General features: G+C 72.7%; 18 protein-coding genes and 2 pseudogenes. 11 read left to right on the top strand and 9 right to left on the bottom strand.

What is annotated here, in order from left to right:
- Positions 1–279: 279 nt before the first annotated feature.
- Both ACGFQC_RS28955 and ACGFQC_RS28950 read left to right on the top strand, forming a co-directional pair.
- Positions 280–691 (top strand): annotated as a pseudogene (locus tag ACGFQC_RS28955) (Scr1 family TA system antitoxin-like transcriptional regulator); the annotation flags it as partial.
- 3 nt (positions 692–694) lie between these two features.
- Positions 695–880: pseudogene (locus tag ACGFQC_RS28950) on the top strand (DUF397 domain-containing protein); the annotation flags it as partial.
- 58 nt (positions 881–938) lie between these two features.
- Here the strand turns inward: ACGFQC_RS28950 and ACGFQC_RS28945 are convergent.
- The 4 genes from ACGFQC_RS28945 to ACGFQC_RS28930 all read right to left on the bottom strand — a co-directional run bounded on the left by ACGFQC_RS28945 (position 939) and on the right by ACGFQC_RS28930 (position 4,115).
- Positions 939–1,826 (bottom strand): hypothetical protein, encoded by an 888-nt coding sequence (locus tag ACGFQC_RS28945; RefSeq protein ID WP_363090080.1) that lies wholly within the window; start codon positions 1,824–1,826, stop codon positions 939–941.
- A 5-nt stretch (positions 1,827–1,831) separates the two neighbouring features.
- Complete coding sequence (locus tag ACGFQC_RS28940; RefSeq protein ID WP_363090081.1) at positions 1,832–2,254, bottom strand: hypothetical protein; 423 nt, start codon at positions 2,252–2,254, stop codon at positions 1,832–1,834.
- 80 nt (positions 2,255–2,334) lie between these two features.
- Complete coding sequence (locus tag ACGFQC_RS28935) at positions 2,335–3,033, bottom strand: DUF6585 family protein (protein WP_363090082.1); 699 nt, start codon at positions 3,031–3,033, stop codon at positions 2,335–2,337.
- Positions 3,030–4,115 (bottom strand): BTAD domain-containing putative transcriptional regulator, encoded by a 1,086-nt coding sequence (locus ACGFQC_RS28930; protein ID WP_363090083.1) that lies wholly within the window; start codon positions 4,113–4,115, stop codon positions 3,030–3,032. The genes ACGFQC_RS28935 and ACGFQC_RS28930 overlap by 4 nt, the downstream gene beginning before the upstream one ends.
- A 182-nt stretch (positions 4,116–4,297) precedes the next feature.
- On the opposite strand from ACGFQC_RS28930, the gene ACGFQC_RS28925 reads away from it, so the two are divergent.
- Both ACGFQC_RS28925 and ACGFQC_RS28920 read left to right on the top strand, forming a co-directional pair.
- Positions 4,298–6,697: a helix-turn-helix domain-containing protein gene (locus ACGFQC_RS28925; RefSeq protein ID WP_363090084.1), complete on the top strand. Its 2,400-nt coding sequence runs from the start codon at positions 4,298–4,300 to the stop codon at positions 6,695–6,697.
- Between the two features lie 124 nt (positions 6,698–6,821).
- The gene (locus tag ACGFQC_RS28920; RefSeq protein WP_363090085.1) at positions 6,822–7,586 is read left to right on the top strand and encodes a PE-PPE domain-containing protein; all 765 of its coding nucleotides are present in this window, start codon (positions 6,822–6,824) and stop codon (positions 7,584–7,586) included.
- Positions 7,587–8,196: 610 nt separating this feature from the next.
- On the opposite strand, the gene ACGFQC_RS28915 is transcribed toward ACGFQC_RS28920, so the two are convergent.
- Both ACGFQC_RS28915 and ACGFQC_RS28910 read right to left on the bottom strand, forming a co-directional pair.
- Positions 8,197–10,656, bottom strand: a complete 2,460-nt coding sequence (locus ACGFQC_RS28915) for a BTAD domain-containing putative transcriptional regulator (protein WP_363090086.1) — start codon at positions 10,654–10,656, stop codon at positions 8,197–8,199.
- Between the two features lie 358 nt (positions 10,657–11,014).
- A complete protein-coding gene (locus ACGFQC_RS28910) occupies positions 11,015–11,389 on the bottom strand; it encodes an FAD-dependent oxidoreductase (RefSeq protein WP_363090087.1) in 375 nt (124 codons plus the stop codon).
- Positions 11,390–11,931: 542 nt separating this feature from the next.
- Between ACGFQC_RS28910 and ACGFQC_RS28905 the strand changes: the two genes are divergently transcribed.
- From ACGFQC_RS28905 to ACGFQC_RS28890, 4 genes are all read left to right on the top strand, one after another.
- Entirely contained in the window at positions 11,932–12,543 is a 612-nt protein-coding gene (locus tag ACGFQC_RS28905) for a hypothetical protein (protein ID WP_363090088.1), read from the top strand.
- 32 nt (positions 12,544–12,575) lie between these two features.
- A complete protein-coding gene (locus ACGFQC_RS28900; protein ID WP_363090089.1) occupies positions 12,576–13,457 on the top strand; it encodes an NAD(P)-binding domain-containing protein in 882 nt (293 codons plus the stop codon).
- Between the two features lie 201 nt (positions 13,458–13,658).
- A complete protein-coding gene (locus ACGFQC_RS28895) occupies positions 13,659–13,853 on the top strand; it encodes a hypothetical protein (protein WP_363090090.1) in 195 nt (64 codons plus the stop codon).
- Between the two features lie 611 nt (positions 13,854–14,464).
- Positions 14,465–15,109, top strand: a complete 645-nt coding sequence (locus ACGFQC_RS28890) for an FMN-binding negative transcriptional regulator (RefSeq protein ID WP_363090091.1) — start codon at positions 14,465–14,467, stop codon at positions 15,107–15,109.
- Between the two features lie 130 nt (positions 15,110–15,239).
- Here the strand turns inward: ACGFQC_RS28890 and ACGFQC_RS28885 are convergent, their stop codons facing one another.
- On the bottom strand, positions 15,240–15,926 hold the full coding sequence (locus ACGFQC_RS28885; RefSeq protein ID WP_363090092.1) for an LmbU family transcriptional regulator: 687 nt from the start codon (positions 15,924–15,926) through the stop codon (positions 15,240–15,242).
- Positions 15,927–16,672: 746 nt separating this feature from the next.
- Here ACGFQC_RS28885 and ACGFQC_RS28880 point away from each other — a divergent pair.
- Positions 16,673–17,866: a transposase gene (locus ACGFQC_RS28880; RefSeq protein WP_363090093.1), complete on the top strand. Its 1,194-nt coding sequence runs from the start codon at positions 16,673–16,675 to the stop codon at positions 17,864–17,866.
- A 71-nt stretch (positions 17,867–17,937) separates the two neighbouring features.
- Here the strand turns inward: ACGFQC_RS28880 and ACGFQC_RS28875 are convergent, their stop codons facing one another.
- Positions 17,938–20,178 carry an MMPL family transporter gene (locus ACGFQC_RS28875; RefSeq protein WP_363090094.1) on the bottom strand — a complete coding sequence of 747 codons (2,241 nt, stop codon included), beginning with the start codon at positions 20,176–20,178 and terminating at the stop codon, positions 17,938–17,940.
- Positions 20,179–21,738: 1,560 nt separating this feature from the next.
- On the opposite strand from ACGFQC_RS28875, the gene ACGFQC_RS28870 reads away from it, so the two are divergent.
- Together ACGFQC_RS28870 and ACGFQC_RS28865 are read left to right on the top strand one after the other, a co-directional pair.
- Positions 21,739–22,581, top strand: a complete 843-nt coding sequence (locus tag ACGFQC_RS28870) for a DUF4097 family beta strand repeat-containing protein (protein WP_363090095.1) — start codon at positions 21,739–21,741, stop codon at positions 22,579–22,581.
- A 556-nt stretch (positions 22,582–23,137) separates the two neighbouring features.
- The gene (locus tag ACGFQC_RS28865) at positions 23,138–23,650 is read left to right on the top strand and encodes a hypothetical protein (protein WP_363090096.1); all 513 of its coding nucleotides are present in this window, start codon (positions 23,138–23,140) and stop codon (positions 23,648–23,650) included.
- A gap of 345 nt (positions 23,651–23,995) precedes the next feature.
- On the opposite strand, the gene ACGFQC_RS28860 is transcribed toward ACGFQC_RS28865, so the two are convergent.
- Complete coding sequence (locus ACGFQC_RS28860) at positions 23,996–24,835, bottom strand: DUF4097 family beta strand repeat-containing protein (protein ID WP_363090097.1); 840 nt, start codon at positions 24,833–24,835, stop codon at positions 23,996–23,998.
- Between the last annotated feature and the right edge of the window lie 67 nt (positions 24,836–24,902).

The following is a 24,902-nucleotide window of genomic DNA, read 5'->3' as shown; positions in this document are numbered from 1 at the left end:
GCCCCTCCCAATCGTCCACTGCGTCACCGGCCCAGCACTCGCCGGCCCGTCTTCCCCGCAAGGGCGCGCCTACCCCCGACCACGCCGACCATTCCCCCGAACTTCCACGGAACGGCTCACACGGCCGGAATCGACCACTGGTGACGCACCGCCGCGGCTCGTTGTACGCGGGGTGGCGGTCCGTGTACGAGACGCGCGGCGTGACGACTTCGCCGGGACGCGCGTTGGGTCGGGGAGGTGGTGGCGACGACCGAAGGTACGGACGAAGGGGCCGAGGCCGTGGTGGCAGGCGACGCGGGAGAGGCGGCGGCGGACACGTCCGGCCAGGGGGTGGTCACCGCGTTCGGGCAGACGCTGAAGACGCTGCGGTGCGGGCGGGGCTGGAGCGCGAGGAGTTCGGACGGCGGATCGGATACTCGGCGTCCACGGTCGCGTCGTACGAGCAGGGGCGGCGGATCCCTCTCCCCGGACCATCGAGCGGGCGGACGAGGTCCTGGACGCCGGCGGGTTGCTCACGGTGTGGAAGGAGCAGGTGGAGCGGGCTCGGTATCCGGTGTTCTTCCAGGGGATGGCGAAGCTGGAGAAGGAGGCCATCGAACTGCTCGCGTATGACGCACTCGTGGTCAAAGGTCTGCTTCAGACCGAGGAGTACATGCGAGCACTGCTCGCCATGCGGCGCCCGGCCTTGGACCATGTGAACACCGCTGAGTCATCGGCCGCCGCGTCCGACCTCGCCTGGTTCAAGAGCAGCTACAGCGGAACCGAGGGCGGCGACTGCGTCGAGGTCGCACCCGACATGGGAGTCGTACGCATCCGGGACTCCAAGGCCGTGACCGGCCCCGTCGTCCGTGTGTCGCGTGAGGCGTGGGCGGGGTTCCTCAGGGAGGCGGTCGTACGTGAGGTGAGGGTTCTGCCGCCCCTCCCGGGCGGCAGAACGATCAGTTCGTCCGCTGCACCGCGCAGATCGTCCTCGCGCCGTTGAAGACGTCCCACGAGAGCGTCTGCCTGCCGGTGACTTCGGGACAGTTGCGGCTGCTCAGCACCGCCGTGATCACCATGACCGCGTTGTAGCCGTCCGGCACGTCCGTCCGGTCGCAGCCCCACACGGTGAACAGCCGGCCCTGGCCGTTGAGGGACCCGTCGGCCCCTCTCTTCAGGATCGCGGGGAAGCACTGTCCCGCCGCGTACACCCGGTCCAGGCACAGGGCGATGAGCGAGCCGTCGTCGTTGACGTGGCCCCAGCCCCACCGGCCGACGCCCGCGGGGCAGTTCGCCGCGGCCGTCGTCACCATGGTGACCTTCGTGAAGGCGAAGCCGGCACCGCAGTCGACGGCGGTCGGCCGCTCCTGGTTCAGCTCGCCCCAGCCGGCGTCGTACGCGCCGAGGCAGGTGCCGACCCCGACGGACGCGAAGGCCGCGTCGTCCGGGTCCGGCGGGTCGGGGGCCGGGGAATCACCGGGAGACGTCTCCGGCTCCTCCGGTTCCGGCGGCTCCTCCTCCTCGTCGCCGCCGGTGGGCGCGGGCTCCCGGTCCGGTGCGGGCCGGGCGGAGGCCCCGCCGGGGGACTCCGGTCCCGTCGAGGTCCGCGCACGGTCCCGTTCGCCGGTCGCGGCCGTCTCCTGCCACGGCTGCCACACGCCCACGAGGAGCACGAGGCCCACGAGGGCGGCGAGCGCCGCCGACGAGGCGCTGACGACGTAGGTGCTGTTGACGTCGCGGCCGGCCATGGTGACCCTGGACCGGCCGTCCGCCTGTGCGCTGATGTGTGTCCCACCACCGTCGGCGCCGTCCCGGCGGGAGCCGTCCGGGGCTCCTGCGGAGTTCACGACGGTCACCCCCCGGTGATGTTGACGTCGCGACCGGCCATGGTGACGCGCGACCGCCCGGACGCGTGCGCGGTCAGGTGGACGCCGCCGGAGCGCGGTTCCTCCTTCTCGACCACGGGCAGCAACTCGTCGACGACGGCCCGGACCTCGGGCACCATCTCGGGGTGGGCGGCCAGCAGCCGGCGCAGCCGCGTCCGCCATTCGCCGACGAGTTCCCGCTCGGCCCCCTCGTCCCCGGTCCGCCGGGCGTCGAGCACCTCGGCGCGTGCCTCGTCCAGTTCGGCCAGCACCGTGTCCTCCCGCTCGGGGTGCACCCGGCGCCACAGCCCGCCCATCGCCCGCTGCGCGCTCTCCCAGCCGGCCGTGGCCATCGCGCCGACCACCGTCGACGCGGCCAGCTGCACCAGTGCCGTCAGTTCCGCTTCCATCGCCGTACTCCTGTGTCCGTGTGTCTGTTACGTCTGTTGTGTCTGCGCGTCTGCGCGTCCGCTCGGGGAAGGGCCGCGGCTCAGTCGTCGTCCCGCCCGGCGCGGGTCAGGTGTTCGGTGAGGGCCCGCAGGACGCACGGGTTCGGGATCCCGGTGACGGCGGCCCACACCCGGCGGCGGCCGACGGCGTGGACGGTGACGGAACCGTCGAGGACCTCGATCCGCCGGACCTGCGCCCAGCGCAGCGCCGTCCCGCCGGAACCGACCTCCTCCCCGGTGATCCACACGGGGCCGAAGTCCAGCCGTGCCCCCCGGCCCAGCGCGGCCAGGGCCCGCGGCACCTGCGCGTCGGTGACGGCCCGGCGGATCCCGGGCCACCATTCCCGGGGCCGGCCGAAGTCGCCGTGGCGCAGCACGATCCGCTCGCCGTCGACGTCGACGAGGACCAGGGCGCGGGTGACGCCCCGCGCGGACGGCACCCTGCACCGGCGCACCACCGTGGTGTCGAAGCGGACGGCGTGGATCCGACTGCCGCGCACCGCCGTGATCCCGTGCTCGTACAGGTCCAGCCGCGCGCCCGTCCCCGGGGCCGGCCCGCCGACGGCCCGCAGCAGACGCCGCGCGACCGCGCCGACGGCGGCCCACCGGGTGCCCGGCCCGGTGTCCGGTGCCCGGTAGGTGGCGCGTCGCCTGCCGAGCCCTGCCCGGCCGGCGGCCGCGGAGATCCGCGCCAGCAGCAGTTCCTCGTCGCGTCCGTGGCCGGCGGCCGCCCCGGTCACGCCGCGCCCGCCCGGACACGGCCGGTGCCGGCGGCGTCCCCGTGCAGGACCGCCCGGCGTGCCCGCAGCAGCACGTCGCCCGGTGCCACCCCCAGGTCGCCGGCGAGGCGCCGCGCGGTGCGGTCGAAGACGGCCAGCGCCTCGGCCCGCCGGTCGCCGTGGCGCAGCGCGTGCATCAGCGTCGCGGCGACCGGTTCGTCCAGCGGCTCCTCCAGGGCGAGGGCGGACAGTTCGGCGATCGCCTCGGCGTGCCGGCCGAGCGCCAGCTGCCAGTCCGCCTTCCGCCGGGCCAGGGCGACCCGGCGTCCGGCGAGCCGCAGCCGCTCCGACTCGGCCAGCGGGCCGGGCAGTCCGGCCAGCGGCTCCCCGCGGAACAGTTCCAGCGCCCGGGCGCACAGCCGTACGGCCTCGGGCAGGTCGCCGGCGCGTTCGGCCTGCCCGGACCGGGTGACGAGGTCCTCCACGCACAGCACGTCCACCTCGGCGACGCCGCGGACCAGCCCGTAGCCGTACCGGTCTCGCCGGATCACCGAGTCCGGGCGCTGCTCCCCGAGGCGCAGGCTCTTGCGCAGCCGGTACACGTAGACCGGGACGACGTTGCCGTCCGGCATCTCCTCGCCCCACACGCCGTCCAGCAGTTGCCGCCGGCTGACGGAGCGGCCCGCGCCCAGCGCCAGCGCCGCCAGGACGGCCTGCTGCCGCAGGGGGCCGGCGTCCACGGGCCGTCCCGCGAGCGTCGTCCGCAACGGGCCGAGCAGCGACACCCGCAGCCAGGGGCCGGACCCGGCGTCCGTCCGGCGTCCCGTGGTGTTCCCCGGCGCCCGCGGCTGCCTGCGCGGGCCCTGTCCCGGTACGACCAGACCGCAGTCGAAGGCGTGCACGACGGCGGCGGCCCGGTCGCTCAGCCCCAGCTTCTCCAGGACGCGGCCGATCCGCTCGCCCACCGCGTGCGCGGGCAGGGCGAGGGCGTCGGCGATCTCGGCGTCCCCCAGGCCGCACCCGAGTGCGTAGAGCACCTCGCGTTCGTCGGTGGTGAGGACCGTGGCGCCCGGGACGCCCCGGGCCGCGGTCGTCGTCGGCATGGCGACTCCCTGTTCTCCGGACCGGTCGATCCGCTCGGCCGGTCGATCACGTCGATGGCGTCGAGACTGGCCGCGGTGCAGGAAATGTGGACAGAGCATTGAACCGGCCATATGTGACCGGTCTCCGCGTTAGAGTCCTCACCTGCTGAAACACCGACAACTCAGGGGGAAGGCCGTGACTTGTGGCCAGTGAGTTCGGCATGGTCCTGCGACGACTGCGCGAGAAGGCGGGGCTGACCCAGGAGGAGCTGGAGCGGCTCTCCGGGATCAGTGTGAGCACCATTCGCGGTCTGGAGAGGGGCAAGCGCGGCAATCCGCGGATGACGACGGTGCAGAGCCTGGCGGACGGGCTCGCCCTCGGCCGCGAAGGCCGCGAGGAGTTACTGCGCGCCGCCGTCCCGGGACGCCCGGACGGCGACGTGGGTGCCGTCGGCGGACCGGGACTGCGGGAACAGGTGTCCGAGCCGGCCTCCGGGCCGGGGACGGACGAACGAGCGTCCGGGCCGTCGGCCGTACGACAGCCGGCCGGCGGGCCGGGGACGCGGGAACAGGCGTCCGAGTCCCCCACCGCGTCACCGCCGGCACCCGCGGCGCACCACGCGCTGGCGGACGCGGCCGAACAGCTCGCGAAGGCGGTGGCCGCCCGCTGGCAGCGCGAGGAGGAACAGCGCCGGATCCAGGACCCCTACCCGCTGCCGGTCCGCTGGAAGGCCGCCTCCGAGGCGCTCACCGACCACTGGGCCAACATCCGCCGCCTCCCGCCGGGAGCCCCGAGCGGCCCCCTGGACCTGGACGGCCGGCTGGAGGAGATCGCACGGACCTACCGGAGCGTCCCCTCCGGGCGGCTGGTGGTCCTCGGCAGGTCCGGGTCCGGGAAGACGGTCCTGACCCTGCGCTTCGTCCTCGACCACCTGACGTCGCGGACGCCGGACGAGCCCGTCCCGGTGATCTTCAGCATCGGCGCCTGGGACCCCACCGCCCGCACCCTGCGCGACTGGCTGACCGAGCGGCTGACGCGCGACCACCCCGGCACGGCCGCCCGGGGGCCGGGCGGGGTGAGCCTGGCGGGCGCGCTGGTCGACTCCGGCCGCGTCCTGCCGGTGCTGGACGGATTCGACGAGATGGCCGACGGGCTGCGGCGCCCCGCGCTCGAGGCCCTCAACGCCACCACCCTCCCCCTGCTGCTCACCAGCCGTCCCGCCGAGTACGCCGCCGCGGTGGCGGAGACCGACGTCCTGACCTCCGCCGCGCCGGTCGAACTCGTCGACCTCACCCTCGACGACCTGGACCACTACCTCCCCCGCACCACCCGCAAGACCGACCGCGCGGACCCCGCGGCGGGCGCCTGGGACACCGTGCTGAAACACCTGCGCGAGCCGTCGCCGGACGGGGCGGCGGCCCCGCTCGCCACCGTCCTGTCGACCCCGCTGATGGTGGCGCTCGCCCGCACCGTCTACAGCGACACCCCGGACCACGATCCGGCCGCCCTGCTCGACACCGAGAGGTTCGCCAGTGCGCAGGAGCTGGAGGAACACCTGCTCGACGACTTCCTCCCCACCGTCTACGGCCGCCGCCCCGGCCCGGGTTCGCGGGAATGGGACCCGGACCGCGCCCGGCGCTGGCTCGGCCACCTCGCCCACCACCTGACGGAGCGCGGGACGCCCGACCTGGCGTGGTGGCGGCTCGGTGACGGCCTGCGCACCTCCACCCGCGTCCTGGTCACCGCCCTCGTCACCGGAGTGGTCATCGGAGCCCTCGACGTCGTCCCCGCCCTCTTCTACCTCCCGCGCCTCCCGAGCCTCGTGGACGCGGCGTCCGTCGGGCTCCTGGCCGGCCTGCTGTTCGGGGCCGTGCACTGGATCGCGTACACGGTCCTGGGCAAGGCGGTCGCACCGTCCGCCGTGCGCCTGCGGATCCGGGGCCGGTCCGGTCCGCCCCGGTGGACGGCCGGCCCGCGGCTGGTGCTCGGCACGCTGGCCGGCACGGCCTTCGGCTGCATGTACGGATTCTCGATCGGTCTGGTGAACGCCTACCGCTGGCAGGCCGGGCTCTCGTCCGCGCTGGAGGCCGGACTCGTGAACGCGATCGTCCTGGGCCTTGCCTTCGGCGGCGCCGCCGGACTCACCTTCTGCCTCCTCGGCCTCCTCGAAGCCCCCCTCGACATCGCCTCCGCCGTCAGCCCGCGCAGTGTCCTGAACGCCGACCGACGGACAACCCTCACCCAACTGGCTTTCTGGGCACTGGTGTTCGGCGTGACGGTCGGACTCGGGGTCGGGGTGGTGGTCGACCTGCTGCAGGGGCACCTGGGCCTGCTGATCCTGGACACCGCGGGCCGCATCACGATCGGCGCCGTCAGTGGTGTCGGGGGCGCTCTCGGCTACACCCTGAGCATGACCGCCTGGGGCCAGTGGTGCGTGTTCTCCCGCCTCTGGCTGCCGTTGACCGGACGCCTCCCCTGGGCCGTCGTCGCCTTCCTCGACGACGCCTACCGGCGCGGCGTCCTGCGCCGGGCCGGCGCGGTCTACCAGTTCCGCCACGCCCGGCTGCAGAGCCACCTCGCCCGGGCCCACCGACGCGGATGAGCCGCCACCGGCTCCGGTTTCATCGCGATGTCATCGCCGTTGCCCAACATCCGTCACCGGTGCGCCGAGAGGTCCGTCACCGGTGCACCGGCCATCAGAACACCATCGATCCCGGGGGGACCCCATGTCGAAGACCAGCCGACTCGCCCGCCGTGCCAGGGCCGTCGTCCTGACGACGGTGCTGGCGGCGGCCGCCGCCCTCACGCCCGCCGTCGCCCACGCCGAGGAGGCCCCGCACCACTACTACATCGAACTCGGCGGCACCGGCTCCGCGGCGGACGCGCCCGGCTGCACCATCACGTTCGGCTACGCCAACCGGCACCTGGACGGGGGCACGCCCGTCCCCGTCTGCTACCCGGCCTCCGCCGGCCCCTGGCTCAACGGCCGCAACACGCCGGACCTGTTCGCGCCGAGCTACGACAGCAGCGTCGCCCAGGGCTACACCAACCTCCTGGCCGCCGTCGAGGAGACCCACCGCAAGGACCCGACCGCGCGGCTCACGATCGTCGGCTACTCCCAGGGCGCGCAGGCCGCCGACGCGGTCCTGGAGACCATCGCGTCGGGCGCCACCGGCATCCCGCGGGAACTGGTCAACGGCATGCTGTACGCCGACCCGAAGCAGCCCGGCACCGGCATGTGGGCCAAGGTCCCCCAGGGCGTGGGCGCCCTCGGCTTCACGTCCGCGGGACCCGGCCCCGAGAGGTTCGCGGGCATTCCGGTCGCCCGCTTCTGCATCCGCGGCGACCTGGCCTGTGACGCCACGACGCCCGCGGCCGCCTTCGACTTCCTCCTCACCGACACGCACGCGCGCTACGTCCTGGACGGGAACGTCATGACCCGGACCATCGCCCAGGACGGCCTCGACGGGATCTTCTGGTACGAGGCGTAACCCTGCGTCCGGCCCGCGGAAGACCTCACGGAGCGGCGTGCCCGCCCCGCGCCGGCCGTGCGCTCGGAGCCTCGACCTCCCCGCCGGCCCGTGCGGACCACGCGTACGGGCCGGTGCCGGTCCGCCCGGCGGCCGGCACCGAACCGGAACCGTGGACACGCCGCCTTGCGCGGCGCGCCCGCGGACCGGGCAGCCGTTCGGCAGCGGCACCTCGTCGTGCCGGCCCGCGGTGCGCCGCGGGCCGGCACGGCTGTCGGTGTCCGCGCCGTGGGGACGGCACGCCGTCGTCCGCCCGGGACGGCTCCGTCCCCGCACGGCCGGAGGGCTGCCGCCGCTCGACGGACCGCCGGGTCGTCGTCGACGTCGGCACCCGGCGGGTGGTCGTCGTCGACCGGCCCGTGACGGGACGGCGGGAGAGTGGCGGGGAACCGCCGTGCGCACCGGCGACGTCGCCGGGATTCCGATGACGGCGGCTTTCCCGCCCGTGCGTGCGCAAGGGGCACGGCATACGGGCGCTCGCGCTCGTCCGGGAGCCGTCGGACGCGGGCGTGCTCGACATGCCCGACATGCCCGTCAGTGGTCGTCGGCGGCCGCTTCCGGGTGGAGCGCCTCACCGGACGGGCAGGCAGGCCTCGTCCGAACAGGCGAGTTCGTCGTCGGAGGGCTTGTCGAGCAGCACCGTGGTGGCGGAGCGCCGGTCCGAGGACCAGTCGGCGTGGCGCAGGAGCTCCGGGTCGGCGCCCGCGATGACGGTGAGGGGGACACGGACGGGCAGCCGGGCGATGAGGCCGACGAGTTCCCTGGCCGCCGTGTCCTCCAGGTGCAGGTTGTCGATGATCAGGACGATCGGGCCGTCGTGGGCGACGGCTTCCAGGAAGTACCGCCAGACCTCCCGCCACTCCTCGGCGCCCAGCTGCTCGGGCGAGCGGTGCGACGTCTCGAGGACCGAAGTGCAGCGGTCGACCAGCCAGTCGATGCAGCTCCTTCCGGCGTCCAGGCGCTGGACGGTGGCGCTGACCTTGCGGCGGACCGCCCGGGGCGGGTCGGACTTCGACAGTCCCGAGAACCTGGAGATGATCCCCCGGTGCAGGCCGAAGGGGCCCGCCTCGGCGGCGTCCTGGCCGTTCCAGCTCAGCACCTGGGCCCCGTCGAGTGCCGAGCCGGCGAAGTCCCCCAGCTGGTCGAGCATCCGGCGGCGGGGGGCTTCCTCGGTGCTCAGCACGGTGATCAGGTGCGGCTGGGACCAGCGGTTGCTGTGGGTCATCACCCCTTGCAACAGGTCGAGTTCGCGGTGGTGGGCGTTGTCGTCGGCGGACTCGGGTCCGATGGGTCCGAGCAGCCTCCAGCGGATGGGCGTGCCCGGGATCTCCTCGTACGCGAAGTGCTCCTTGGTCTGCTCGCGCGTGCGGTCGCAGACGTGGGTCCCGTCCGAGGTCGCCAGGGCCAGCAGCGCCTCGCACTCCTTCACCGTGGCGCCGTAGACCCTGGGCGGCCTGCTGCCGCCGAGCGACTGGCTCACCAGCACGGCACCCGTCGCGACGGCCGTGCGCAGCTCCGTGCGGGCGGTCACGGGGGCGCCCGCGCGTGAGGCGGACGCGGTCAGGGCCGTGCGCAGCGCCGTCGCGGCGCGGGCCGCGCGCAGCGGGTACCCGGTGTCGTCCGGGTCTGCCGGGAACAGGGCGAGGGTGAGCGCGTGCAGCGAGAAGACGACCGTACCGCCGCAGCGCTCGATCTCCTGGTGGATCAGGGTGCCCACCCCGTCCATCACGGCGTCGAGCTCACCGGCCTCGGTCGAGGCGGGGTCGGGTTCGGCTCGTACCAGCAGGAGGCTGGCCTCGCTGCGCACCGCGGAAGCGACGGTGGGGGTGCCGGTGTCCGCCTTCGGCAGGTCCCGGGCGGGGGCGCGGTGCGTCGTCGTGTCGTTCTTCGGCGCCGAACCGTTGACGGGGGACAGCGCCTTGGGGGGCGACGCCGGGGCGGGGGCGGAGAGGACGGCTCTCAGGGCCGGGTGGTCGGGCCCGGGTCCCGAACCCTGGACGGGCGGCCGGGGCGGGGCCGGGAGCGTGCCGTCGGTCGGGGATCTGGCGCTGTGCGGCTGGAGCGGGGCCTCCGCGAGCGTCAGGGTCGAAACGGGAGCGGGCCGGACGCCCGCCGGGTCGTGGTGGTCCGGGCGGGGGGCGGCCGGGTTCTGGAGGGAGGGCTGGGGCGAGGCGGTGGCCGCGCTGTCGGGGACGGGGCGCGGACCGGGCGGCCGGGACGCCGTCCCCATCGCGCTGGGCAACAGGTCCGCCGTGCCCTGCACGGAGTACGGGCCGCCGGGGGCCGGCACGAGCTGGAGGGCGAGGTCGTGGGTGAGGATCGCCTGCTGGAGCTGCTGGAGTTCCCGGCTGGGTTCGAGACCGAGCTCCTCGACCAGCTGGGCCCGCAGCCGGCTGAAGACCCCCAGCGCGTCCGACTGGCGCCCGCAGCGGTACAGGGCACGCATGAGCTGGCCGCAGGCGCGCTCGCGCAGCGGCTCGTTCTCCACCAGCGACTCCAGCTCGCCGAGCACCGCGTAGTGGCGCCCGCAGGCGAGCTGGGCTTCGAAGACGTCCTCCAGGACGTCCAGCCGCATGTTCTGGAGTGTGGTCAACTCCGGCCACAGCAGGCCGACTTCGGTCAGGTCCGCGAGGGCCGGCCCGCGCCACAGCTGCAGGGCGTCACTGAGCAGCGTGGCCGCCGCGTCGGGTTCCCCCGCCTCCAGTCGGGTACGGCCCTCGCGCACCCACCGGTGGAAGAGGTGCAGATCCACGCGTTCGAGGGCGACGTCCAGGGAGTAGCCGGGAGGCTGGGTGCGCAGCGCCACGGGCGCTTCCGCGGCCGCGCCGGTGACGAGTTTGCGGCGCAGGCTCCAGATCGAGTTCTGCAGGATCTTGCGGGCCGTCATCGGAGCTTCTTCGACGCTCCACAGGGCCTTCAGCAGTTTGCTGATGGGTACCGTCTGGTTGGGGTGGAGGAGGAGATATCCGAGCGTCGCCCGCTGTTTGCTGCCCCCCAGCGAGATGGGCTGCCCACCGGATATGACCTCCAACGGACCTAACACCCTGAACCACATAGTCCCTCAGCATGGTCGGCGTGCGGCGCAGGGCTCACCCCCCTTTACGCCGGGAACACCGCCAATGCTACTAAGAGGACGAGCCAATACCACAGCGATCCGTGTTCGGCGCCCCACGAGTCGGTGGTTCTCCCGACGCTGACGGCGCCGACCCGTCCGCCGCGGCGGGACGTTGTCCGTCCGCAGACCGAACTCCTGGCGAACCTCCCGTTCACCGGCCCCCACGGGCGCCGGCCGGACGACCGCGATCCCCCTCAACCGATCGCGCGCCCGGCCGGTTGCCCGTCACCCACCCCGTTCCCCGGCGAGGTGACCGGTCCGGATCCGTCCGGGATCAGCTCGTCGCGGGGGCCGCGGCGGCGGTCAGGCCGGCCGCGAGGCCGACGGCCCGGACGCCGGTCTCGACGGCGCCGTCCGCATAGCCGCCCCAGCCGGTCGCGATGTCGCTGCCCGCGAAGACCAGGCGGCCGTGCGGCTGCCGGACGGCGCGCAGCGAACCGAGTCGGCCGCCCGGGGGCCGGAAGGTCCAACCTCCCTTGATGTAGGCGTCCTTGCCCCAGGTCGCGCCGAACTCGATCGGCAGTCCCGAGAACGTGCTCGACCAGACCCGGCCGCCGACGCGGTCGCGGGCTTCGAGGGTCGGCGTGCGCTTGCCCCTGGCCTCGAGTTGCCGCGCGGCCGACACTCCGGTGAAGCCGCCGCCGATCACGATCGCGTCGTAGCCGCGGCCGGCCTCGGTCGTCCCGGCCGCGAAGGCGGGGCGGGCGGAGGCGACACCGACGGCGACCGACGCACCCGTGGCCGCGCCGGCCTCGAGTTATCGCGCGACGCGAGGTGCGCGCTCCCCCGAAGAATGTCTCTTTCTTGGGCTTCATCCCGGTCCCCTCGTACACAACGTGGTCCGTTGTCCAGGAATCAAGCGCTGCTGTGGTCACCTGAACGGGAAACCACACCAGTTGCGATCGACTGAAATCGATCGGCCATTTCCCATTGGCTGATGACCGCCCTCCTCCGCAGGTTTAGCGATTGCCGTAGATCAGCGAGTTACCGTCCGGTGGGCGCTCGGTGGCCGCACGGGGCAGGGGGTCTGGTCAGCTTCTGGTTAGCTTGGCGAGGACGGGACGGTTACTCGCTGGTGGCGGGGGGGATGGTCCGGTCTCGCTCAATTTTTTCGGACCCCCGGAACGGCAATGGCACTGGCTGGCCTACGCCCATGCCTTTCAACCCCGCCGAAATCACCAAGGAGCTGGTATGGCCGTCAGGTCCACCGAAGCGGAAAACATTCTCAAGGCGGTCCTGGAAATCGTGCCGACCCTGCGGGGGAGCGGCGTGGCCTCCAAGGACCAGCGCTGGACAGTCCAGGGGAACATCGACCTCCTGGAGAAGGCCGGCGTCTTCCGGATCGCCGTGCCGAAGCACTTCGGCGGCCTGGAGCTGCCGCTGGAGGAACAGGTCGAGATCATCACCGGGATCTCCCGGGGCTGCGGCTCCACCGGCCGGGTGGCCGTCGCCTGGATCTCCAGCACCTGGATGGCCACGCCGTATCCGCCCGATGCCCGGGAGGAGATCTTCGCGGGCGGCTCGGTGCGCGTCTCCGGCGGTTTCACCCCGACCGCGAAGATGGTCCCCGCCGAGGGCGGCCGTCTCCTCAACGGCGCCTGGCGCTTCGGCCAGGGGCGAGCCGCTCGCGTACGGCAACGTCACCGACCAGGCGCAGCGCCCGCTGACCCGGATCCGGATCGCGTCGGCCCACGGCAGGACCGAGGCCGCCCAGACGCTCTCCGAGACCTGCCTCGGCTTCCTCCAGGAGCGCGCCGACGCCGACTGCCTTTTCCTGTAGTACGCCGCCTTTCGGTGGCGTAGTGATTCCGAAGAGAAAATCGAGGAGCAAGTCAATGTCGAACACGAACCAGGGTCCGGTGACCGTTCTCGGTCTGGGAATGATGGGCGCCGCCCTGGCCACCGCCTTCGTGAAGAACGGCAATCCGACCACCGTGTGGAACCGTTCCGCTGACAAGGCGGACGCGCTCGTCGAACAGGGCGCCGTCTTCGCCGCGGACATCAAGCAGGCGATCGCCGCCAGCCCGGTCGTCGTGGCGTGCGTCTCCACCTACGAGGTGCTGAACGACCTGCTCGGCGGTGCCACCGACGAGCTGAAGGGCAAGGTGGTCATCAACCTCACCTCGGGCACCCCCGAGGACGCCCGCGCGCTCGCCGTCCGGGCCGAGCAGAACGGCGTGCGCTACCTGGACGGCGCCATCATGGCCGTCCCGCAGATGATCGGCCTGCCCCAGGCCCTGATCTTCTACGCCGGCGCCCAGGAGGTGTACGCCGAGCACGAGGAGCTGCTGAAGCCGCTCGCGGGCACGAACGTGTACCTGGGTGCGGACACCGGTGTCGCGATGATCTACGACCTCGGTCTGCTGTCGCTGCTGTGGTCGAGCCTCGCGGGTTACTTCCACGCCGTGGCCCTCGTGAACTCGGCCGGTGTCTCGGCGGAGGCGTTCACCCCGTTCGCCCTGACCTGGATCGAGCACGTCATCACCCCGTCGATCCCGCAGAGCGCCAAGGAGATCGACTCGGCGAGCTTCGACACCGAGATCTCCAGCCTCGGTGTCAACAAGGCCGCGATCGAGCACCTGGTCGCCACGAGCAAGCAGCTCGGCATCAACAGCGACTTCCCGGCCGCCATCCAGGCGCTGATCGAGCGTCGCGTCGAGCAGGGCCACGCCGGCCACAGCCTGGCCAGCCTGGTCGAGGCGTTCAAGCAGGGCTGACCCCCGGCGTCCCCGCCGGGACGCCACGCGCACGGTGAGGCAGGAACCCGCGGGGCGGGACACGGCTTCGTGCCGGGTCCCGCCCCGCGGCGCACCCCGACGACGCCCTGCTCGCCCCCCTCGTCGGTGAGTTGGCCGTGCGGAGTGCGGAGTTCGCCGCCGTGTGGGCCGATCACGGGGGTCAGCCCGTACGACTCCGCGGTGTACGAGATGCACCACCCGCTGGTCGGCGGTCTCACCGTGAGGCAGCAGAGCCTGCGTCCCCCGCAGGACGAGGAACGGCACGTCGTGCTCGCCGTCGCCGAACCCGGCTCCCCGTCGCAGGCCGCACTCGGCCTGCTCGCCCGGGCGACCGCCCCGTCGCCCCGTCCGGAGCACCCCGCGGACCACGCGTGATACCGCGGTCCGTCGCCGCCTTCCCCGGCGTCCGCCTCGGCTCGGCGGCCCCGGCCGCGCCGGACCTCCTCGGACGGGGAGCACCGCACCGGGGCCATCGGGGCCCCGCGCCCACGGGGCCGCCGTCGAACAGGTCCCGGTCGCCGGGCAGGTCGGGCCGCCCCCCGGGCCGGCCCGGGGGACGGACACCCGTCACGGAGCGGGAGAGGGACACGCATCGTCAAGGAGTGCCGTCTGCAGGCAGGCCGGCCGGCCGAGGGCGTCGGCGTGCGCGCCCGCGTCCGCGTCCGCGTCCGCGTCCGACGAGCCGACCGCCCGCTCGTTTTCCACGAATGCCTTCCGCGGGTCGAGCGGGGCATTTCCCGAGTACCCGCTGCCGCACGGGCACTCGTCACGGCTCCGAATCGACGCCTCCGGCATTCCTCTTTCCGTTCCCGGTCTTCCTTTCATTGCGCCGGAGGCGACGGACGGTCCACGATGGAGGCCCCCGTTGTCCTGCCAACAGGACAGTAGAGCGGTTTCGTCGACCATTCGCCGCATCATTGCCGCGCCTCACGGCCTCGACGCCGCAATGTCATTGTTCTCGTCGTACCACGAAAGGTGAGTGCCGCATGTTCGTCCCCAGCCACTACCGGGAACCGGACGTCTCGTGGATGGTCGATCTGATGGGCGCCAACCCGTTGGCGCTGATGGCCAGCAACGGTGCTCCCGCCGACGGACCGTTCGCCACCCACCTGCCGGTCATCACCGACCCCCGGTGGGAGGGACGAAACGCCGCGGACCTGGCCGGCATGCCCCTGCTGGGTCACATGAACCGCGCCAATCCGCACTGGGAGGCACTGGACACCGGGACGGTGATCCTGCTGACGTTCACCGGTCCGCACGCCTACGTCTCGCCCACCGTCTACGACGTCACACCGGCCGCCCCGACATGGAACTTCACCTCGGTGCACGTGCACGGAGTCGTGGAGAAGATCGAGTCGGCGGAGGAGACGCTGGACGTCGTACAGGCGACGGTGCGGGTCTTCGAGAAGGAATTCGGCTACAGCTGGGACATGGGCGAATCCGTCGGCTATTTCCGCAAGATACTGCCCGGCGTGGGCGCTTTCCGTGTCCGGGTGACCAAGGCCGAGGCAATGTTCAAACTCAGTCAGGAACAGCGGCCCGAGATTCGCGAGCGGGTGGTGCGGTCGTTCGCCTCGCGCGGATGTACCCGGCACGCGCAGACGGCGGATCTCATGAACCGCCTGCCCTGACGGTCTCCCCCGTGGTTCCGGGGTCCGCACCCCCTCCGCGCGTGCGGACCCCGGAACCTTCAACGGCGCGGACGGACACCCGCCCGCCTCCGACGCGACCGTCGCGCACCGGCCGGTGCCCGTGAGCCGGTCACGCGGGGGGCGGTTGCCGGTCGGCCTCCTTCAGTACCTGCTCGGCGGCGGCGTCGAGCGTGGCCATCACCCACTCGCCTAAGTCGGTGCCGGCCTGGGTCGCCGCCTTGTGCCACCACTGGAGCCGGTTGTCGGGCACGGCGAGCCGGCGCGTCGCCGCCGCGGCGTCCGTCTCCTGCGGGGTGCCCTCGCGCTGGGCCCGGATGGCGTTGCGCAGTTGCTTGGTGCTCCACTTCATCCGCTCGGCACGATCGAGCCAGGCCTCCTGCTCGTCGACGCACAGCGACGCCAGTTCGGCGTGGTGCTGGAAGCTGAGCCCGGACCGCCGCCGGTGCAGTTCGAACCGCCGGGAGACCCAGGCGTAGTTGCGCAGCGTCTGGTACTGGAGCCCGGCCGCGCGGATGCCGCGCTCGTAACGGTCGGCGTAGTGGTCCTTGCCGTAGACCAGCCAGTCCCCGAGCCACCAGGACGACGAGTTGAGCAGCCCGGAGAGCTGGCGCCCGGCGCGTTCCCACTCCTCGAAGGCCAGGCCCTTGGGTATCTGCAGCCCCACCTTCGTGGTGAGCACCTGCTCGCGCCGCGGCTCCCCCCCGCCTGCGGCTCTTCGGGTCCTCGGCACGGCCTCCGCGGCCCTGTCGAACAGGAGTGTTCTGGAATCCTTGCAGTCCTCGACATGATTAGTCATCACGCCTCCATGTCTACGCGCGTATCGACCGAGCGGGCCCGCGGCGACTCTCCATCGGATACGGAAAGCGTTCACCCCGTTTTTACACGGATGCCAAAAACAGCGACCACCGCCCGCAGACGAGTACTGCCGACCTGAATGAACCGGGCATTGCGCGGTCCCCCGTTGAGGTCGAGATGGCCAACTGCCGCGCTCCCGAGTAGATCCCGGCCATCGAGGCGAGTTCAAGGATCTTGGCGCCATGGAGAACTACTTTGCGGAGTTCGAACGACCTTGGGCCAGTGGTCGAGTCCACTGTTTGGCGTGATCTGGACCTGGATCCACCGCATGAATTCTGATATTTGGCTCATGGTGCGCTCGGGATGATCTTCCGGAGTGCCGGCAGCGCGGTGTGCCGGATGGCCGTCCGGTGCGGGGCGTCCGCGGTTCCTCCAGGTCGTGGGCGGTCGGGTCGAGTGCGTGGTCCGGGTGAGCACGCGCCGACCGGTGGCTGTCCACGGACCGGTGAAGTCATCGGCCCGGCGACGGTGTTCGGCCAGACGGAGGGTGGCTCGGCGGGCTCCGGTCGCGATCCGGGCCGGGACGTCGGTCAGGTGGCGGCGGACGGCGCCCGAACGCGTCTCGGCGTGGAAGGCGGAGACGAGGCACGGCAAGCGAGCCGGCCGGCCTCGGGCGGTGGCGCCGCACCGGAGCGCGCCCTACACTCTCCCCCGCAGCGCTCAGTAACCTCGGGGGAGTTATTGCGCATGAATGCGACTCAAGCGGACACCTCGTCGGCCTCGCGAGAGGCGACGTACTCCGTCGGTTCAGAATTACTTCTGGATCATTTCAGCAGAACGATTTTCAGGAGTCTGCGCCGGACCGACCAACGCAAGTGCGCACACGCTTATCTGAAAGGGCTGCTCGTCACGTCGGGCAAGAAGTCGCTGCGCCGGCTCGCCACCGCGATCTCCTGCGACCCGTCCGTCGTGCAGTCGCTGCGCCAGTTCGTCAGTCTCAGCCCGTGGGACTTCGACGAGGTCATGGAGGAGCTCACCCACTGGGTGGCGCACCGACGACCGGAGCCCGTGTGGTCCATCGGCCGGGCCGTGCTGCCCAAGCGCGGTGACCGGTCGGTGGGTGTCCACCGCTACTTCGACCTGTCCTCGGGCCGTACGCGCAACTGCCAACTGGGCCTGGGCTCCTTCCTGTGCGTGGGCACCGCTCAGATTCCCGTCGACTGGTGCCTGCACCTGCCGACGGTCTGGACGCAGGACTCCGAACGGCGCAGGGACACGCGCATACCGGACTTCGAGCGGTACCGGCCGCTGTGGGCGCACACGCTGCGACTCGTCGACCGGCTGTCGGCCCGCACGGACTCCACGTCCTCCGTCGTCCTCGTCGACATGAGCGACGAGTCCGACGTGGGGTTCCTGCTGCACGGACTCGCCAAGCGCCGCCGCGACTTCGTCGTCGCGGTGCCGCCGCACCTGGCGGTGCTGCCCGCCGGCGAGGGCTCCCCGGCATCCGTGAGCGCGAGAACCCTGGTCTTCATGCAGAGCCCGGAGACGGCCGTCGTCCCCCTGCCCGACGGGCGACAGCGCACCGCACGCTTCCGGACCTCGCTCGTCCGTCTGCCGGGCAGCCTCCACGGCCGCTCCCCCGGCCCTCCCTACCGGCTCCTCACCGAGATGGGGCCGGCCCGCACCCCGGGTCCGCTGTGGCTCACCAGCCTCACCCATCACACCCTGGCGGAGGTCGGCTCGATCGCCGCCCTGCACACCGGGACGAACGACGCGATCGATTCCATGGAGCGGAACTTCGGGCTGCTGGACTTCGAGGGGCGCTCGTTCCCCGGCTGGTACCACCACATGGCCCTCGTCTCGGCCGCGTACACCTACCGGCGCCTGCACGGGCTCACCGCCGTGCCGTCCCGCGACGCGGCACGGCGGGTGCCGTAGCGGCGCCGCGGGAAACCTCCCCCGGGCCGTGGGGACCGGTTCCGCGACCGGTCGGGCTCCCACGGCGCGCGTCAGCGGCTGTACTCGGGTGCGCGCGCCGTGCGCCGGTCCCCCGGCGACGCGAGCCGGCGCGACAGCTTCTCGCCCTCGACGTCCATGTCGGGCAGCACGCGGTCGAGCCACTTCGGCAGCCACCACGCGCGGTCGCCGAGGAGGGCGAAGAGCGCCGGTACGACGGCCATGCGGACGACGAAGGCGTCGAAGAGGACCGCCAGGGCCAGGCCGAGGCCGATCATCCGTACGAAGTCGTTGTCCTGCATGATGAATCCGGAGAACACGCTCGTCATGATGAGCGCGGCCGCGGCGACCACGCGGCCACCGTGCCGGAAGCCGGTGACGACCGCCTGGTGGGTCGACTCCCCGTGGACGTGGGCCTCACGCATCCGGGTCACCAGGAAGACCTCGTAGTCCATGGCGAGGCCGAAGACCACGCCGATCATGATGATCGGCATCGTGCTCATGATCGGGCCCGGTTGGTCGACCCCCATGGTGTCGGCGAGCCAGCCCCACTGGAAGATCGCCACAACGGCGCCGAGCGCCGCGGAGACCGACAGCAGGAAGCCGAGAGCGGCCTTCAGCGGCACGAGGAACGACCTGAAGACAAGGATCAGCAGCAGGAAGGCGAGACCGACCACGAGGGCGAGATAGGGCAGCAACGCGTCGTCGAGGGTCCGGGAGAAGTCGATGAACATGGCCGTCTGCCCGCTCACCAGGACCTCGGCGTGCCGGGCGCGCCCGAGGTCGGCGAGGTCGGCACGCAGCTTCTTGACCAGTTGTTCCGTCTCGTCGTCCGTCGGTCCCGTGTCCGGTACGACGCTGACGATCGCGGTGTCGCCCGCCTCGTTGGGGGCCGGCCGGCCCACATGGGCGACGCCCGGTTCGTCGGACAGCTCGGCGGCGACGTCCTCTCCCACGGACTTGGCGTCGTCGGCCTCGACAGTGACCAGCAGAGGGCCGTTGAAGCCGGGGCCGAAGGACTCCGACAGCATGTCGTACGCCTTGCGCTGGGTGGTGTCGGGGGCCATGGTGCCCTCGCCGGGCAGACCCAGCTCCATCCGGGTCGCGGGCACGGCGACCGCGCCGAGGCTGAGCACCCCGAACAGCAGCACGAGGACGGGTCGGCGCAGGGCGAAGCCCGCCCACCGGGCACCCAGGTTCGGCCGCTGCCGGGCAACCCGCTTCGCGGCCTTGCGGCGCTGGCGCCGGGACAGCGGCCTGCCCGTGATCCGCTTGCGGTCCCTGCGGCGCAGCACCTTGATCGGGGCGAAGCCGAGCAACGCCGGCACCAGGGTGACGGCGACCAGGACGGCGATCACGACGGTGCCCGCCGCGGCCAGGCCCATCTTCGTCAGCATCGGGACGTCGACGACGGCGAGACCGGCGAGGGCGACGACGACGGTGAGGCCGGCGAAGACCACGGCGGAGCCCGCGGTGCCGACCGCCCGGCCGGCGGCGTCGTCCCGTTCCCGGCCCTCGGCCATCTCGGCCCGGTAGCGGGAGACGATGAACAGGGCGTAGTCGATCCCCACGGCCAGACCGATCATCAGGGCCAGGGTGGTGGTGGTCGAGGACAGGCCGAGCGTGCTGCCGAGGGCGCCGATCGCCGAGATGCCGATGCCGACCCCGATGACGGCGGTGAGCAGCGGCATGCCCGCCGCCACCAGCGAACCGAAGGTCACCAGGAGGATCAGGGCGGAGACGCCGATGCCGATGGCCTCGGCAGTGCCGCCCATCGCCTGCTCCACGGGGACGGCGTCGCCGCCCATCTCGACCCCGAGCCCGTCCGCGCGGGCGTCGTCGGCTGCCTTGAGCAGGGCGTCATGCGCCTCGTCGGACACCTCCGCGGCGGCGACCTCGTACGTGACGACCGTGTAGGCCGTCGTGCCGTCAGCACTGACGGCGTCCGTGGTGAACGGATCGGAGGCCGCGACGACCTGCGGGGCCTTCGACAGGTGGGCGACGAGCGCGGCCGCGTCCTTCCTCGTCTCGGGATCCGAGATCTTCTCGTTGGCCGGTGCCCGGACCACGACCCGCGCCGAGGCGCCGTCGGCGCTCGCGGCCGGGAACTTCTCCTTCAGCAGGTCGAAGGCCTTCTGGGATTCCGTGCCCGGCATGGAGAAGGTGTCGGCGGGCGGGGGCGGCGCGGACGAGGCGGCGACGCCGGCCCCGCCGAGAACCAGGATCCACAGCAGGACGGTGAGACCTCGTCGCCGGAAGGCGAAGCGGCCGATTCGGTAGAGCAAGGTGGCCAAGGTGATCCAACTCCTGTCGGTACGTAGGGAGGGCGAGGCGTGCGGAAGGCCTCGGGGCGCGACGGACGGCGCCGGCTCGGCCGGGGCGAGCCGGGCCGGGCCGCGCAGAAGGGCCGCGGCGCGGCCGCGGGCGAGGGGCGGCACGTCCGCGGCGCCCGGGGAGCGCCGGTGCGGCGCACACCAGGACCGCCGGCAGCACGCCGGCCGGGGTGGCGGGCCCGGCCTCCGCGACGTGCGCGGGGTGCAGCAGCGCCGCGAGCGTGAGGGGGAGCGCCGCGCCACGGAGACCTGCTGTCGCGCGACTCCTCCCCGACCGCCATAGCGCCATGATGACATCATTTGGCGACACGTCCACCACCGAACTGTGCCACTTTGGCGCACGATACGCGGCGCTGAGCCACCGGCCGTTCGAATCCCTCTCGGAATCATGGCTATGACCTGCGAATACGCTCCCTCAGGGCGAACGCCACGGCGGGTCGAACCCGGCCATACGTTGGCCGGAAGGCATCGGCGTCTCCCCGCACCCGCGAAGGGCGGCCGAGCCGCAGGACCCTCGAGGACACCCTCGCAGGGCTGTGGCGTGCGGGGATGGCGCCACCGCAACCCGTCACGTCGTCCTCTCCGGTGGGGACCGACGGGAGCGACCCGGCGGCGGCGTCGGACCGGATGCGTACCGACGGATCCCGGCGGCCCCGCGTCCCGGGGCTCGGCGCCGGGCGTGGACGGCGGGCGTGGACGGCGGGCGTGGACGGCGGGCGTGGACGGCGGGCGTGGACGGCGGGCGTGGACGGCGGGGCGCCTCGGCACGACGGGCGCCCCGCCGGAACACGATCGGTGTCGTGAGCTCCCGGGAAGGGCCGGAACCGCGGCACCCGTCGTCAGCACCCGGGGACACCCGGGGGCACCGGGATGTCAGGCGACTTGATTTTGGCGCCAACTCATCGCCTCCGACGACCACCGGGCCGCCGGCACACGCCCGGACCGCCCCTCGTCGGCCCTCGTCGGCCCTCGTCGGGAACGACGCTGCCGGGCCGCCACGGCAGGGATGCGCGACCGGACCTCCGGCACCACGGGAGTGCGCGAACCGGCCTTCCCGGGGTGGCGGTTCCGTCTCGACCCCCAGGGCGGCGCCCGAGCGTACGTGACCGATTCCGCTCGCCGCCCAGGGAGTTCCCCGGCCTTCCCGGCACGGACATCCCGACATGGCGCTAACATGGCACCACATGGCGTCAGTGGAAAGTCGCGCCCCGAGCCGCGGGCGCCTCCACCGGTTCTCTTCCGCCAGTGCCGGAAGGAGCCCTCGATGAGCGCCAGGAGCCAGACAGACACAGGACGCGCGGTCCGACGCGACGCGCGCACGGCGAAGGGCTGAGAACGAGGTGTCCGACATGGTAGAGGCGGGCCAGAACCCGTTGCGTTCCCCGGCGGTGCGGGCCCGAGCACCGGTGGCTCGCGCCCCGGAACCGGAGACAAGCCCGCGCGACGAAGCGTGGACCTGCGTCGTTCGGGCTGCCGTCTACACCGGACCGGCGGCCGCAGACACCCCGAAGGCGGCCCGCCATGCCGACGTTCGACACACCCTCACCTGTCCGGGTGGTGCTCAGCCTGGTGTTCGGCCAGGTCCGGATCATCGCGAGTGACCTCGCCGAGACGGTGGTCGAGGCGTATCCGCGCGACATCGACAACGAGGACGACGTGCACGCAGCCGAGCAGCTGCACGTCGACTACGCCGACGGCCGGCTGCTCGTGAACGTCCCGGAGCCGGGCGCGAGCGACGGCGCGGTCATCGTGGTGATAGCCGTGCCGACCGGGTCGAGCCTGCAGGGCGGGGGTACGGCGGCGGACTTCCTCGGAGTGGGAGAGCTGGGCGAGTGCCGGCTCAGGACCGGACTGGGGCACATCAGGCTCCACCGCACCGGCAGCCTGCGACTGGCCGCCGCCCTCGGTGACATCACCGTCGACCGTGCGGTCGGCACCGTCGAGGTCACGGCGGACCGCGGCGACGTCCACCTGGGGCTGATCGAGGGCAGCACCACGATCAGCGTGAAGGGCGAGGGCGACGCCACCGTGGGAGAGGCGCACGGTGCCGCCCGCCTGCACGCCGAGAAGGGGGCCATCAGGATCGACCGGGCGCATGCCGACGTGGAGGCCTGGACGACCCACGGCGACATCGACGTCGGGGAGGTGGTGCAGGGATCCGTGGTCGCCACCACCACGTTCGGCAGCATCCGGGTCGGCGTGGCCGAGACCAGCGGAGCCCGCCTGTCCCTCGACTCCGCCGCGGGGACCGTCTACACGTCCCTCTCGCTCCTCGGGGCGTTCGAGCAGGCCGACGAGGTCGTGCGGGTCCGGGCCCAGACCGTGATCGGCGACGTCGTGGTGGAGCGTTCCGGCGCCGGGTGAGTCCGGTGGCCGCCGGGCACCGCGCTCGCGCCCGTTCAGCACCGCACCGGGCGGCGGCCGGCCGGGCCCGCTCTCCGGGGTTCCCGCCGGGACGGTACGGCGCCACACCTGCGGCACCGACACGCCGTCACGCCCGACACGGACGACGTCGGCATCCGGCACGGCGGCCGACGGCACCACCGGTCGCGCGCCGGCCACGAGCGCGGCCCTGTGCCACCCCCGTCGGTTCACCGGTGCCGCCCCGCGGGCCCGGAGCGGGCGTTCCCCCGCTCTCCGGGCCCGCGTCCGCGCATGCGCGGTGGTGTCCGCCGGCCGCGCTCCGCGCATGCGCACGATCTGGCACCTTCATGGCACCTTGTCGATCCTTCGTGGCGACGGACCACGCGGTTCACCCGCCTCCGGAGGCCTGGTGTCCCGCGGAAAGCTCCGGCCGACCGGTCGCGACCGCCACACGTTTCGCCTGTACACGGCACACGTTTGACCTGGGCAAAGGGGTCGCGTGCGGGCCGGGCCGAGCAGGCGCCGCGCGGCGCAATCGATGTGCCATGATGATTCCATGGAACTAAGGGAGTATGTCGAGGCGCTGCGTCACGAGCTGGTCACAGCCTCCGCGGCAGGAGACGCCGAGACTCGCGCGGTTGCCGAGCGGCTCGTCGCTCCGCTGGAGTCGGCCGTCCGGCTCACGCTGCTCAAGGTTCTGTCGGCCGCGGCCGACGAGATCACCCGGGACCTGGCGCCCGGCTCGGTGGACCTGCGCCTGAGGGGGATGGAGCCCAGTTTCGTGGTGACCCCGCCCTCGGGTGACGACGGCCCCACCGGGGAGACCGCCGACGAGGCCGGTGACGCGGCGAGCGACTGGTCGGCCGAAGCGCTCGGCAGCGCCACGAGCGGCGCCACGGCACGGATCAACTTCCGTCCCCCGCAGGCGATGAAGGAACAGATCGAGGAGGCGGCGTCCCGGCAGGGCATCTCGGTCAACGCGTGGATGATCCGAGCCTCCGCCGCGGCGCTGGCCACCAGCAAGCGAACCCCCCGTGGCAAGCAGCAGTTCAACGGCTGGGTGCGGTAGCCGTCACGACGACGCGGGCAGGCCGAGCGGTCCGGGCCCGGCACCGGCACCCGCCCGACCCCCGGGCACCCCGTGGAACCGGAACCGCCGCGGCGGGTCCGGCCCGTACGTACGGCGGGCGCATGCCGACGTCGGCCGCGGCCTGCGCCAGGACCGGGCCGAGGAGGTGCCGGCGGGGCGCGAACGCGGTCCGCACCCCGCCGACGGTCCGGGAACACCCGTCCGGCCGGACATCCGCCACGGCGCGGTCGGCCCGGTCGGCCGGCGGGAACACCCCGCCCCGCGGGGCCGCCCGGTCCTGAGCGTCACGTCGCGCCGGTCCTCCTCACCGGGGGCGGTCGCTCCTCAGGTGCGGTGGACCGAGATGTCCCCGTAGGAGGTCCGCGCCCGCACTTCGATCGACTCCTCGGACGACTCGGCGGCGTTCTCCAGCATGTTGTGCACCCGCCCGAATCCCGTGGTCAGGTCCAGCCTCGCCGGGCGGCCCGCACCGATGCCGATCTCCAGGTCACCGGACGCGGTCTTGAGCGCGACCGCGCCGCGGGTCACCTCCCCGACCCGGATGCTGCCGTTGGCGGTTTCGACGTCGGTCTTGAGGCCCCATGCGTGGTCGACGGAGATGTCGCCGTTGGCGCAGCGGACATCGATGTCGCCGGTGACCTTGCCGATCTCGACGGCGCCGTTGGAGCCCTTGACCACGGCCGCTCCGTCGATCTCCCCGATCCGGATCCGCCCGACGGTGGTGCGGACCTCGGCGTCGCCGTCGACCCGGCCCACGGTGACGTGGCCCACCGTGTTCAGGTTCAACGCACCGATGTGGTCGAGTTGGGCGTGCCCGGTGGACGTCTTGTACCTGCACTCCCCGAGACGGCCGGAGCAGCGCAGGTCCCCCACCGACGCCTCGCCGCGCACGTGCGAACCGACAGGGAGCACGACCGACACGTCCACCGAGCGGGTCTTCCGGGAGAAGTCCATCGCCCGGGGCTTCGGGCCCTTGATCACCAGTACACCGTCGGCGTATTCGACGCTCGTCTGCTCGGCGGCCTTCACGTCCGAGCCGTCGGTCTCGTCGGTCGGCCGCACCTCGACGACGGTGTCGGATCGGTCTTCGGCAGTGATCCGCACGTCACCGACGCTGATGTCGATCGTGACGGAGATCGGCTTGGGAGTGTCGAAAACAGGCATGACGGTCCCTTCTCATGATTTCTGAACGGGTGTCCCCACGCGCCGGGACGGGCGGGATGAAGGCCGG

The sequence above is a fragment of the Streptomyces sp. NPDC048734 genome (genome assembly GCF_043198675.1).
Lineage (GTDB): Bacteria > Actinomycetota > Actinomycetes > Streptomycetales > Streptomycetaceae > Streptomyces.
Note: the sequence above shows the minus strand (reverse complement) of the source record. Positions and strands in the feature narration are given on the sequence as shown.